General features: G+C 39.3%; 11 protein-coding genes. 4 read left to right on the forward strand and 7 right to left on the reverse strand.

The features are described 5' to 3' along the window. Positions 1–134: 134 nt before the first annotated feature. Genes GMC92_RS02850 through GMC92_RS02860 form a run of 3 tightly spaced genes read right to left on the reverse strand, consistent with a single transcriptional unit; the run spans position 135 to position 2,329 of the window. Positions 135–824, reverse strand: a complete 690-nt coding sequence (locus GMC92_RS02850; protein ID WP_155199671.1) for a hypothetical protein — start codon at positions 822–824, stop codon at positions 135–137. Then, on the reverse strand, positions 805–1,617 hold the full coding sequence (locus tag GMC92_RS02855) for a hypothetical protein (RefSeq protein WP_155199672.1): 813 nt from the start codon (positions 1,615–1,617) through the stop codon (positions 805–807). Before GMC92_RS02855 ends, GMC92_RS02850 begins: the two co-directional genes overlap by 20 nt. A 1-nt stretch (position 1,618) precedes the next feature. Continuing rightward, complete coding sequence (locus GMC92_RS02860) at positions 1,619–2,329, reverse strand: ABC transporter ATP-binding protein (protein WP_118095235.1); 711 nt, start codon at positions 2,327–2,329, stop codon at positions 1,619–1,621. A gap of 158 nt (positions 2,330–2,487) precedes the next feature. Between GMC92_RS02860 and GMC92_RS02865 the strand changes: the two genes are divergently transcribed. After that, positions 2,488–3,159, forward strand: coding sequence for a response regulator transcription factor (locus tag GMC92_RS02865; protein WP_070846492.1), 672 nt, complete (start codon positions 2,488–2,490; stop codon positions 3,157–3,159). Beyond that, on the forward strand, positions 3,144–4,220 hold the full coding sequence (locus GMC92_RS02870) for a sensor histidine kinase (RefSeq protein WP_070846494.1): 1,077 nt from the start codon (positions 3,144–3,146) through the stop codon (positions 4,218–4,220). The genes GMC92_RS02865 and GMC92_RS02870 overlap by 16 nt, the downstream gene beginning before the upstream one ends. A gap of 102 nt (positions 4,221–4,322) precedes the next feature. Here GMC92_RS02870 and GMC92_RS10915 read toward each other — a convergent pair whose 3' ends face one another. Then, complete coding sequence (locus GMC92_RS10915) at positions 4,323–5,261, reverse strand: CPBP family glutamic-type intramembrane protease (RefSeq protein WP_173019394.1); 939 nt, start codon at positions 5,259–5,261, stop codon at positions 4,323–4,325. 262 nt (positions 5,262–5,523) lie between these two features. Between GMC92_RS10915 and GMC92_RS02880 the strand changes: the two genes are divergently transcribed. Next, on the forward strand, positions 5,524–7,707 hold the full coding sequence (locus tag GMC92_RS02880) for an amino acid ABC transporter substrate-binding protein/permease (RefSeq protein WP_155199674.1): 2,184 nt from the start codon (positions 5,524–5,526) through the stop codon (positions 7,705–7,707). Beyond that, positions 7,707–8,447 carry an amino acid ABC transporter ATP-binding protein gene (locus tag GMC92_RS02885; RefSeq protein WP_045759520.1) on the forward strand — a complete coding sequence of 247 codons (741 nt, stop codon included), beginning with the start codon at positions 7,707–7,709 and terminating at the stop codon, positions 8,445–8,447. The genes GMC92_RS02880 and GMC92_RS02885 overlap by 1 nt, the downstream gene beginning before the upstream one ends. 338 nt (positions 8,448–8,785) lie before the next feature. Here the strand turns inward: GMC92_RS02885 and GMC92_RS02890 are convergent, their stop codons facing one another. The 3 genes from GMC92_RS02890 to GMC92_RS02900 all read right to left on the reverse strand — a co-directional run bounded on the left by GMC92_RS02890 (position 8,786) and on the right by GMC92_RS02900 (position 13,568). After that, the gene (locus tag GMC92_RS02890; protein WP_155199675.1) at positions 8,786–10,528 is read right to left on the reverse strand and encodes an ABC transporter ATP-binding protein; all 1,743 of its coding nucleotides are present in this window, start codon (positions 10,526–10,528) and stop codon (positions 8,786–8,788) included. After that, the gene (locus GMC92_RS02895; protein ID WP_155199676.1) at positions 10,525–12,252 is read right to left on the reverse strand and encodes an ABC transporter ATP-binding protein; all 1,728 of its coding nucleotides are present in this window, start codon (positions 12,250–12,252) and stop codon (positions 10,525–10,527) included. The genes GMC92_RS02890 and GMC92_RS02895 overlap by 4 nt, the downstream gene beginning before the upstream one ends. A gap of 116 nt (positions 12,253–12,368) precedes the next feature. Beyond that, positions 12,369–13,568, reverse strand: coding sequence for an MFS transporter (locus GMC92_RS02900; RefSeq protein ID WP_155199677.1), 1,200 nt, complete (start codon positions 13,566–13,568; stop codon positions 12,369–12,371). Positions 13,569–13,587: the final 19 nt, after the last annotated feature.

Genomic DNA, 13,587 nt, shown 5'->3' on the forward strand with positions numbered 1-13,587 from the left:
GATTTCATCAACTTTTACAGCCCTACTCAACTGTGCGGAGGTGGGACGACGAAATCGAATTCTAACGAATGACCGATTTCTGTCCCACTCTCCCAAAATTAGAAAAGTTTGCTCATCAGTATCATTTTTATTTACTACTTAACTTCTTGATTCCTTACCAAGAAGTAGAGAGTTGCTCCAAGTGAACATACAAATCCAATAACGTAAGTACAGAGTTGCAAATAGGAAGCTCTCCCTAAAATGGTATCTGCAACAATATTATAAAATAGGTAACTAGTCAATGGTTCCACTACTCTTTCTATGAATGGTTGTACTAAAATAGGAAATAGCAATAAAATAGCTAAACTCCCCATTGGACTTTTGAAAAAATAACTTAAGAAGTAAGAAATCAAAAAGTATTGGATGGAGCCAATCAAATAGAAGCTGAAAATTTCTAAACTGACACCATTTTCGCTACTAAAAAAATGAAACCATATAAGCAATACAATGAAATAAAAGGTTGATTGTAGTACTACATCACATAACTCTACGAACAGGATCCGAATTGAACTTAAGATCCTTTTTCCACTTACCAAATAAACTAGTTTTGTTTCGTGTGATTGTAACTCAACAAATACATTAACACACCCTATACTAACAGAGAGCATTGAGGCAAAAACAAGAGCTTGCTTTATAGATAATTGTACAACAGTATCATTGATTGAAACTGGTAACACACCGAAGAGACACACAAAACCTATCAAAAGTGACTGTATAGCTATCTGGTACTTTACGGGTTTTAAACTATATTTTTTGACGATAAGACTAAATAATATTCTTGCCATTCTTCCTCCTCATTCGAATCATTTCTACAACCATTATGAACACCAAGAACAAGATCCCTTCTACTACTAAAAGTGTAAAGCCGTACAATTGGCTCGTTTGAGTCCCTTCAATTCTACCAAATGCAAATGACTTTGCTCCAATCAAAGGCAATAGATTTTCTATTTTAGAGGAAATTCCTCTTAGAATACCTGATAAGGTGATTACCAATAATAAAACGTCTGCAATTAATGCAGTCATTGATTTTTTCGTTACGATTACGAAAAGTAAAGCTAATAAAGTAAGAACGATTGCAAATATCATAACCCTTACCGTGACATCTAAAAACAATGTCAATTCTAAAAAATTCTTTAGAGTTGAATCTAGAAAAACGAATAAAATAACAGCGTTTACTATAGAAAATATTAAAGTAGAGAGTAACGATAGGACAATCGAACTTGCAATAAACCCAGTAAGACGAACTTTCCAGTTAGGAATCAATAACTGAGTAAAACTATCATCACCAAATTGGTAATGGGTTGAATAAACAAGTGAAACCAAGATTGGTAAGAAAATAACACTTGCTTGGTAGGGGGAAGATAAAAGAGCATCCCTGACTGTATAGACTGGATTAGATGATAACATAGACGGATCAAGGTTAACTGCTTGACCATTTCCTTCCACTAAAGCATTTATCACCTGGATATTTTGAATTGAAAAAAATATGCTGACTCCTAAAATAAGAAAAAAAGTAATTTTAAAAGTAGGTAAACTACTATATTTATAAAGGTCACTAAAAAAGTAACGCTTCAACATACTATTCACCTTCTTTCCCTTCGAGCGCCTTAAAATATGCTTCCTCAAAAGATCCAAACTGTTTCAAAATGTCTTTGGTAGGAGCATCAATAACAATTTTCCCATTAGAAATACCAACCAGATGATCTACAGTTAATTCTAACTCACTCATATAATGACTTGTCATTAATACAGTTTTACCTTCATTGACAAAAGACTGCAAAAAATTGCGTACCCAGCGTATTCCTTCTGGATCTAGTCCATTGATTGGTTCATCTAAAATTAAGATGTCAGGATTTGCTAATAAGGCTGTTGCTAAACCAAGACGTTGCTTCATTCCTAATGAATAGTCTTTTACTTTTTTATTTTTAGCTTCACTTAACCCCACCAACTCTAAACATTCGTTGCACCTATTTTTGTCAACGCCACAAGCCAAGCCAATCCACCGAAGATGCTGAAATCCGGTTCTTGTTGGATAAGGTTGACAACAATCTAGGAATGATCCAACAATACAAAAAGGATTATCCCCCAATTGAGAGTATTTTTTGCCATCGATCAAAGCCATTCCCATTTGACTATTTTCTAAACCAAGTAAAATTCTAATTAAAGTTGATTTTCCAGATCCATTCGGTCCAATCAATCCGGTAATCTCACCTTTCTTGGCTTTGAAAGACACGTTTTGAAGGACAATTTTATTATTATATTCCTTATGTAGCTTTTGAATTGTTATCATTCATTCTTTTTCCTTTCTAACTTTTAGTGAAATTCCACCTTCACTTGGAGCAAGTATAACAGGAGAAAATCAGGAAATTATCAGAATAATTATTTTCTTCATTTCTAACAAATTGCATTCTAGATTTGCTATAATATGCACATATAATCGGAGGAACTATGAAGTATAAAATTTTAGCCATTGACGATGATGAAAAAATCTTACGATTAATAGAGAATGCATTAAAAGCCAACAACTTCCACGTGGAAACTCGTAAATATATAGAAGAAATCAATATCTGCGACTTTACTGGATTTGATCTAATTTTACTTGATGTCATGATGCCTATTTCTGGTTTAGAAATCTGTCGTTCCATTCGTTCACAAATTACTACTCCAATCCTATTTCTAACCGCTAAAGATTTTGAAGAAGATTTACTAAAAGGAATTCAAGCTGGGGCAGATGATTACATCACAAAACCATTCAGCATTAAAGAATTAATTGCAAGAATTCAAATGCATCTTCGTAGAGAAGAAAGATCACATCATGCCTCTAAAGAAGAGATGGATTCAAATATAACTTTTTATCGAGATAGTCAAGAAGTTTATTATCAATCAAAGAGAATTTCATTAACTAAGCGAGAGTTTGATTTACTTTATCTTTTAGCAAAAAATGAAAACCGAATATTTAGTATAGAAGAGCTTTACAATTACCTCTATCCTGTAGACTCTGATGCACAACTACGATCCATTACTGAATACATCTATCAAATCAGACAAAAATTTAAGATTCATCAAATTGATCCCATCAAAACAGTATGGGGAGGAGGATACAAATGGAAAAAGAATTGACAATCAAGCAACTCATTAAGCGTACCTACCTTAAAATCATGTGGCAATTTCTTCTATGTCTGATACTTTTTTACATAGTTCCAGCTCTTCTATCTTCTGTATCTGGAATTAATGAGAAAAATGTCAATCGCTTTGCTTTATTTTTTAGCGTCAGTTCTTGGATTTATCTTTGCATCATTTTAATTTTTATCATTGTAATAAATATTAGACGATTATTAACTGAGATTCAAACAGAAATGAATATGGTTTATCATAGTGGTCTATATTTCACAAAAAATGAACATCACCATTTGCAGATTAAAGAATTTATTGAAACAAATGATCTGATCGAAAAAATGCAATCTGATATAAAAAATAGGATTGAAAATGAAAAAGAACAAAAAAAAGAACTCATGTTTCAAGTATCTAGCGCTGCACATGATCTTCGAACTCCTCTAACCGTCATCAGAGGAAATGCTGAATTCCTACAATCTACCAAACAAACACCTCAAGTAATGGAATGTCTAAAAGATCTTGAGCAAGCAAGTATTCAGTTAAACGATTATTTTAACCACTTTATCCAATACTCCAAAACCTTTTACGACCAGGATATTCAACTTGAGAACATATCAATTAAACAAGTAACTCATCAATTGAAGGAACATATTACTCCTTTACTCCCTAGAAATACACATTTTGTTTTTACTAACACAGTAACTTCATCGACACAAATTGCCATTCATTCCAATCTATTTTTCCGAGCAATCACAAATATTATTAATAATGCAATACAACATCAAAAAGAAAATGATGCAAAGATCCAACTAACAATGTCACAAGAAAATAATCGATTAGTTCTAACTATATGGAATAATCAATCTACTTTTTCAAAAAATGTTTTACAACATGCTGGAAATCTTTTCTATAAAGAGGACCAAGCAAGAACACCCTCTCAAGAAAGTCACTTTGGACTTGGTTTATCTTTCGTGAAACGCGTCATGAAACTTCATAATGGAACTATGCATTTAGAAAATATTCATAATGGTGCACAAGTCAAGCTAATCATTCCCATTATTATATAGAAAAAGCCGAACTCATCATTATGTGTTCGGCTCAGAATGCAGACAAACGTCATTTTTGGTGTTTGTCTTTTTCATATATGACTTTCAGACATTACACAGAGATTAGTCAACAAACTTTTCTTTCCTCTCCCCTAAGCAATATACAATCACTAGGGATACAAGAAGAACTAGGGTGGTGATGATTGATCCTTCTGCTCCAAATGCCCCTCCGGTCAACCAGTCAGGTCCATCTCCCATGGTAAAACTAAAGATAGACGCATCTGCGCCTGTGCCACTGACTTGAAAACCAAGGAGATTTCCTTGTACATAGTTCCAAGTTCCGTGTTGGGCGACCACTAGCCAGATACTATCCGTATAGATAAAAAGCAGACCAGCCAGTACTCCATCGAGGATGATATTCAGAACGGATAAGAAGGTCACTCCTGCATTTCCCATATGCAGAATGCCAAAGAGACTACTAGAAATCGCGATTGCGAAAGGCAGATTAGTTCTTGCAGCAATCCGAGTCAGAAGCCAACCTCGCGTCGCCACTTCTTCAGTCCCCCCTTGCAGAAGCCAAAATGGAAATAATCCTAGGATAAAAAGCAAGGGGTCTATACTCAGCTCATTTAACACAAAAGACCCTATGCCACTTACTTGGTAGACAAGCGCGATCACTCCCATTTGAACAAGTGAAATCATGATCCCCCAGACTAGATACTTGAGCCAATTTCTTTTTACAAAGCCTAAGCTTGATAAAGCATTCTTCTCTATGACCTTCACCCAAAAAATAAAGAGAAATAGTATGATTACAAAACTGAAAAGCTCATAATAGAGAAGATAATGGTAGAAAAATTCTTGAATACTTGCTGTCCCATTTCCTGGCGAAAAGAACTCCACTAGAAAACCTATCACTAAGGAAAATGGCCCCACAAGTTCACTACCAATCCAAAGGCCTCCTTCTATAAAGAGAGATGCTAATAATACATAAAATAGTGTAGAAATAAGAACTGGCCATGAGGTGTTAGTTTTTATATCCTGAATCATCTTTCCTTTCTTCATGATCAACCTCCATTTATCTGATAGTTCCATTGTAGCAAAGAAAATCTAGAGCTGCAATATCGTTTCGTGTTAGAAAACCTAACATGAAAACCGGATTTTTCTTGCAAAGCAACGTCTTTTCTGATATAATAGCTCTTGTAGAAAAACATAAGACCATTCATACTCGTTTTGGTATGAATGATTTGTTTTTTTTAGGCCATCCTTTGGTCAATGTGCTCATGGGTCAAATCCCCTAAGAGAAAAGAATTTAAAGGAGACAGAAATGAAGAAAAAATTACTAGCATGTTTGCTTTTCTTATTTCCAATCGTTGCATTCGCTGGTCATGCTCATGCTGAAACGATCAAGGTCGTTTTCGATACAGCGTATGCACCATTTGAATTTAAGGATTCAGATCAAACCTATAAAGGAATCGACGTAGAGATCTTAGACAAGGTCGCTGAAATCAACGGCTGGGATTTGGACAAATCCTTCCCTGGATTTGATGCAGCAGTCAATGCAGTTCAAGCTGGTCAAGCGGATGCCATCATGGCCGGAATGACCAAAACAACAGAACGTGAAAAAGTCTTCACCATGTCTGATACTTACTATGATACAAAAGTTGTCATCGCGACTACGAAAGCTGACAAAATCACGAAGTACAGCCAATTAAAAGGGAAGACAGTCGGTGTCAAAAACGGAACTGCAGCCCAACGCTTCCTCGATAAAAACAAGGACAAGTACGGCTACAAGATCAAGACTTTTGATACTGGTGATCTCATGTATAACAGTTTATCAGCTGGTGCGGTCGATGCGGTGATGGACGACCAACCTGTTATTCAATACGCCATCCAAAAGGGTCAGGACCTAGCTATCAATATGGACGGGGAAGCAGTCGGTGGCTTTGCCTTTGGTGTTAAAAAAGGTGGAAATCATGAAAAGTTAATCACTGAATTTAACAAGGCTCTCGCTCAAATGAAAGCTGATGGAACACTTGATGAGATCATCAAAAAATGGACAGGTGAAAGCCAATCATCAAGTAACAGTGCCGTTCCAGAAACCACCACTCCTGCTGGTCAAAAAGCAACTCCTAAAAAATCAAAATATAGCATTTCAAGTGATTCTTCCTTTGCACCATTTGTCTTCCAAAATGGAAAAAACAAATACACAGGGATCGATATGGACTTGATCAAGGCTATTGCCAAAGACCAAGGATTTACCATCGAGATTAATAATCCTGGATTTGACGCAGCAGTAAGTGATGTCCAATCCGGCCATGCGCAAGGAATGATCGCAGGGATGACCGTAACAGATGCTCGGAAAGAAACATTTGATTTTTCTGAACCATACTACACAGCCAATTCTATTCTAGCCGTTCAAGAAAGTAGCAAGATTGATTCTTATGATGACCTAAAAGGAAAGACAGTCGGTGTTAAAAACGGTACTTCCTCACAAAACTTCCTTGAAGAAAACCAAAAGAAATATGGTTACAAGATCAAAACGTTCTCTGACGGAGCTTCTATGTATGACAGTTTGAATTCTGGTTCTGTTGCAGCGATCATGGATGACGAACCTGTTATCAAATACGCCATTAAACAAGGACGTAAATTCAAAACACCTATCAAAGGAACTCCAAGTGGTCAACTAGCATTTGCTGTTAAAAAGGGTGAAAATCCTGAATTGATCGAAATGTTCAATAACGGTCTTGCAAACTTGAAGAAAAGCGGCCAATACCAAAAGATCCTCGATAAATACCTTAAAGCAGATAGCAAGTCAAGTACTTCAAGTACAACAGCAGATGAAACAACGATCTGGGGCTTGCTTCAAAACAACTACAAACAATTGTTAAGTGGTTTGGGTGTCACTCTTGCCCTTGCCCTTCTCTCTTTCGCCATTGCTATGGTGATCGGTGTTATCTTTGGGATGTTTAGTGTTAGCCCTTATAAATGGCTTCGCTGGACTGCTGAGATCTTTGTCGATGTTATTCGTGGGATCCCACTCATGATCCTCGCCGCCTTCATCTTCTGGGGAATTCCAAACTTGATTGAATCTGTCACAGGTCATCAATCCCCAATCAACGACTTTGTCGCAGGTACCATCGCACTCTCTCTCAATGCTGCTGCCTATATTGCAGAAATTGTTCGTGGGGGGATCCAAGCTGTACCGATTGGACAGATGGAAGCCAGCCGAAGCCTTGGAATCTCTTATGGCAAGACCATGCGTAAGATCATCTTGCCACAAGCAACCAAACTCATGCTTCCAAACTTTGTTAACCAATTCGTCATTGCCCTGAAAGATACAACTATTGTGTCTGCGATCGGATTGGTAGAACTCTTCCAAACTGGTAAGATCATCATCGCTCGAAACTACCAAAGTTTCAAGATGTATGCGATCCTTGCCGTCTTCTACCTCGTGATTATCACCTTGCTAACACGATTTGCGAAAAAATTAGAAAAGAAGGTTAACTAATGGCTAAATTAAAAATTGATGTCCATGACCTCCACAAATACTATGGTGAAAATGAGGTCTTAAAAGGAATCTCAGCAAAATTCTACGAAGGGGACGTAGTCTGTATTATCGGACCGTCCGGTTCTGGTAAATCGACCTTCCTTCGTAGTCTCAATCTCCTCGAAGAAGTTACAAAAGGTCAAATTACCGTAAATGGCTATGATCTAACCGATCCAAAAACCAATGTCGATTTGGTCCGTGAAAATGTCGGGATGGTCTTCCAACACTTCAACCTCTTCCCTCACATGAGCGTCCTTGAAAACATTATGTTTGCGCCAGTAGAGCACAAACTGATGACCCGTGAAGAAGCTCAAAAAGTCGGGATGGAATTGTTGGAAAAAGTTGGACTCGCAGATAAAGCCGATGCCAATCCGAACAGCCTTTCCGGTGGTCAAAAACAACGTGTGGCCATTGCCCGTGGACTCGCCATGAATCCAGATATTATGCTCTTTGACGAACCTACTTCTGCCCTTGACCCTGAGATGGTTGGAGATGTATTGAACGTTATGAAAGAGTTGGCAGAGCAAGGCATGACCATGATCATCGTTACCCACGAGATGGGATTTGCCCGCCAAGTAGCCAACCGCGTCATCTTCACCGCAGACGGTGAATTCCTCGAAGATGGTAAACCAGACCAAATCTTCGACAACCCACAACACCCACGCTTGAAAGAATTCTTGGATAAGGTTCTAAACGTTTAAAAAATAGTGGTTTTTGAAGCATCTAGCAATTTTGCTAGATGTTTTTTAGACCCAAAAAAGCATTTTCAAATCTGAAAATGCTTAGATTGAAGATAAAGACATATTAAAAACTTTCCTTAGGTGAGTACGGACGTCAGCGAACTTCTACGAAGTTCCATGACTTAGTTTTGAACCTAAAGTTTCAAAACTCCCGAGTGCCTGAAACTAAATTGTTTCAGGCACTTTTCTCACGGCGGAAAGTTTTAATGTTCTCTTAATTCGTTATACAAATTAGGTAGATATTTATTTCTTTACAGAATTACTTTACTTATTTACTTTAAAAATAGTTTGTCTACATTCTAACTAACCTGTTGCTGAGCTGTCTGCATCTTGTAGTACACACCTTGCGCTTGCATTAGCTCTTCATGAGTGCCATGCTCAACTATATCACCATCCACCATGACAAGGATCATATCGGCATTTTGAATGGTCGATAAGCGGTGAGCAATGATAAAGCTGGTCCGTCCCTTCATGAGCTGATTAAAGGCATCTTGAATCAAGACCTCCGTCCGAGTATCGATGGATGATGTAGCCTCATCCAAGATCAAAATCTTAGGAACTGAAAGGAAAACCCGCGCAATCGTTAAGAGTTGGCGTTGTCCTTGAGACAAAGACTCTCCAGCATCTGAAAGATAGGTATCGTACCCTTGTGGCAACTGCCGGATAAAGAAATCTGCATTGGCTGCTTTGGCTGCTTCGATGACTTCTTCTCTAGTTGCATCTGGACGAGAAAAGGCGATATTTTCATGAATGGTCCCGACCTTGAGCCAGGTTTCTTGCAAAACCATACCAAACTGTTGGCGGTAAGAAGCACGGGTGTAGTCCGTAATTGGCACCCCATCAATCGTGATCTCTCCAGAGTTAACAGGGTAGAAACGCATGAGCAGATTAATCAAGGTCGACTTTCCAGCTCCTGTAGGTCCTACAATGGCAACCTTACTGCCGGCTGGAACCTGAATGGTTAGATCTTTGATCAAGGTCCGCCCCAAATCATAGCCAAATGTGACGTGTTCAAAACCAATCGCACCTTTAACATCCTGACTTTCCAGGACCCGTTGCCCCGTCTCTCCGACCTCAGCTTGATCCAAGACGCTGTACAAGCGCTCTGCGCAGGCAAGGGCACTTTGGAGTTCTGACAAGACAGAGGAGATATCATTAAAGGGCTTGGTGTATTGGTTGACATAATTGAGGAAGGTCACCAATTGACCAACAGTAAAGTGAGATCCCGAAATAATGCGTACAGCACCAAATCCAGCCACTACTGCATAAATCAAGGCATTCACAAAGCGAGTGGCAGGGTTGACAGTTGAGGAATAAAAGACAGCGGATTGGGAATAATTGGCATAGCTTTCATTCGTCCCTTTAAAAGCCTTACGGAATTGATCCTGAGCATTAAAGGACTGGATCAAACTTTCCTGGGTCAAAGACTCTTCGATCAACTGAGTTTGAAGACCACGCGCCTTGGTCTGCTTTTGGAAAAGCGTATAAGAACGCTTGGCAATAAAACGAGCAATCACTAGGGATAAAGGAGTTAAGACCAGAACCGCCACCATCATAAAGAAATCCAATTCTGCCATGGTCACGATGGTGACAAGAATGGTTAAGAGGCCAACAAAGAACTGGTTAAAGACCATGAGAAGACCGCTATTAAGCTGCTCTACATCGGTCGTGAGACGACTGACAAAGTCTCCGCTCCCTTGTTTATCTAGATAAGACAAGGGCAATCGGTGTACTTTTTCCATCACTTCTGCTCTTAGGTTTTGGCTAAACCGATAGACCAATTGATTGTAGACAAGAGGATTGATCCATTGGATCAAGGTATTGGCCACAATGACCAGAACCATTTGGATCAAAACGGGCCATAAGACTGTCATCCCTTGAGGATTAATGACCAAGTCAACCGCATGTCCAATCAGGATCGGTAACCAGACTGTTAAGGCCACTTGAGCGATGGTTCCGACACTAGCTAGAATCAAGAGCCCGGGATGGTGAGCAAAATCTCTAAACAGACGTTTTACATAACTAGAACGTTTTTGACTCATGCTTCCTCCCTCCCGTGTTGTGAATAATGAATTTCTTGATAAATCTCATTGGTAGACAAGAGGAAATCATGATTTCCCAGTCCTACTTGATGTCCCTTGTTCAAAACCAAAATCTGATCAGCAGACTTGAGACTATTGGTTCGTTGAGATACTAAGATCAGACTTGTGTCCCTCAATTCTTCTTTAATCGATTTTAAGAGACGAGCTTCCGTCAAATAATCCAAGGCGGAGGTTGAATCATCCAAAATCAAGAAAGGAGCCTTCTTCAAAAGGGCACGCGAAATGGTCAACCGCTGACGTTGGCCTCCTGAGAAATTTCGCCCAAAGGCTTCCACTGGCTCATCGAGTTGTCCTTCTTTTTCACGGACAAAATCAGCCGCCTGAGCTGTTTCTAGGGCCCACCACAAATCATCATCGGACACATTTTCTTCCATTCCTAGTAAAAGATTGGAGCGGATAGTCCCTCTAAAGAGCTCTGCCTTCTGTGGGACAACAGCTACCCACTCCCGCCACTCCTTTAGGGTTTGAGGAGAGCGACCTTGATGATAGAGGGCTAATTTTCCCTGACTAACGGCATACAAGTGACTCAATAACTGAACCAGGGTGGATTTCCCAGATCCTGTACCACCGATAATTCCCAACATCTGTCCATGATCCAGATCAAAGGAAATATCTTCTAGAGCTGGGCTTGAAGCCGTTGGATAAGTGAAAGAAACTTTCTGGGCGCTGATCGCTTCTTGCTCTCTTGCAGTTTCTACTGGTAAAGCTTCAAGGAGGTCTTCTTCCTTCAAATCAAAAATCTCTTGGACACGCTTGGCTGAAATATAGCTGATATTTAAGGACGTGACCAGCATAGCCAGCTTGATCAATTCTGTTAAAATTTGTAATAAATAATTGACCAAAGCGACCAACATCCCTTGGGTTAAAAGACCAGCAGAGATATTCAATTGTCCTTGCCAAATGACACAAACCAAGGTCGTATTGACCACAAGAAAGGTCAAGGGACTCACCAAACTAGACCAGATACCAGCGCGAATTTGCCAGATCTTGTAGTCCTGATTGACCTCTCTAAAATCCTCTAATTCACTAGACTGTTGTCCAAAGGCCCGAATCACCCGCATCCCTTGAAATTGCTGACGCGTCACCGTAACCATCCGGTCTGTGATTTTCCGAATCTTAGCAAAGAGCGGATTGACAATCCGTGACATGATCACAATAATCAGGGTTAAAATCGCTACCATCCCCAAGAACCAAAGAGTGAGTTTAGGACTGATGGTGAAGGCCATGATGATAGCTCCAAAGACAATAATCGGTGCCCTCAAAAAAAGCCGCAAGAAGAGATTGATCCCAACCTGGATTTGATAGGTATCAGAGGTAAGGCGTGTTACCAAACTAGAAGTACCGATCCTATCGCGCTTGTCCTTTGGAAGTGATAAGATCTTATCATACAAATCCTTGGTCATCTCGCGGGTAAATCCGACAGCTGCTTTAGAAGAAAAATACTGGGCCGTAATAGCTACGACGACCCCAAAGCTCGCAAATAAAAACAAAACACCGACAGTCATCACCACTGCGCTCGTTTCCTTTTTCGGAATGACCTGATCGACTAAGTGGGCGATGATTAAGGGGACACACAATTCAAAAATAGCTTCTAAAAGCTTAAACACGGGCCCTAGAAAAGTTTCCCATAGATAGCCCTTAAAATACTTCAATAATGATTTCATACGACTCGATTCTTTTTAAATAGGATAAACATATTTTATCACAATTTTCTAAAGATGAAAAAACTCTCCCTGCAAAGCAGAGAGAGTTGAATATTGACCAGATGTGGTCAGCAATTTTATTCCGTCTTTGTTACCTGGCTTAAGATCTTGCCCATTTTCCCCAACCCAAACATCAAGAGAGGGAAAGAGATGAGTGTTATCAGGCCTAGCATAAGAAAAACAGCTATAAATCCACAAGTATCGATCAACCAACCAGTCAGTGGGAAGATCACGATCATGGAAAGACTAAACATCATTGAATTGATACTCAGCATGGTTGCTCGCACACTGGAAGGTAGATAGGCTTGTAAATCATTGTAGTAGATGGGTTGATAAACGGCATAAAGAGCATTGGTCAAGAGATAGACACACAGATAGGCGAATGGAGTCTTGAAGCCTACCAAAAACAAGGCCAATCCTGTCAATGCAACCAAAACCGGAAAGACTTGATTACTATTCCATTTTTTCCCAATTTGACTGGCCAGATAAACCGCCAGGAGATTGAATCCACTACCAATTAACATGATAAGCGAAACTTGCCAACTGGCTAAGTCACTGATTTTCTGTTGGTAGTAAAAATAAAACATACACATGATGGTCCCTACCAACTGATAGGTGAGCATCCAGTAAAACAAGACTGGTTTTTCCTGCCATTCTTGTTTCACTACCTCCAATATCCGCTTTAAGGTCAAGTGACTTCGTTCATCACTCTTGCTCTCTGGCTCTCTCATCAGAAAAATCAAAAGAATAGAAATCAAGGATAGCCCGATAGCAATATAATAGGTCCAAGCCAATGCTCCGTGAATAAAGAAGCCTGCCACAACTGTCCCTAAAGTTCGGGTAACTTCGGCCACACCAGACAAAAAGCTAGAAATCTGAAGATAACGGTCTTTTTGACCTGCTTCCACAGCTGAATCAAATAAGAAAGCTGTACTGGTCCCCGAGTCAAAATTATAAGACCAAGCATTGACCATCATAGCAAGCGCATAGATCCAAAAATTCCCCTGACCAAGTAAGATCAAGATAGAAGATCCAATACTGGACCAGCGAGCCAAATAGAGATTAGTCTTGTAGCTAAAGCGATCTGCTAACATACCAGACGGGATCTCACACAAGAGACTCGTCCCATGAAAGATACTCTCCAATAGACCGATTTGAAGCAAGGAAAGACCATTTTGAATAAAAAAGAGAATCCAAAAACTGGTGATTCCAAAATAAGATGTAAATTCCAGACCTGCTAGGAGTGAAATATTGCGTTTGTAAGTTCTTTTAAACATTGTTTTTCCTCTTTCAATA

It is taken from the genome of Streptococcus parasanguinis (assembly GCF_009717775.1).
Taxonomy (GTDB): Bacteria; Bacillota; Bacilli; order Lactobacillales; family Streptococcaceae; genus Streptococcus; species Streptococcus parasanguinis_AG.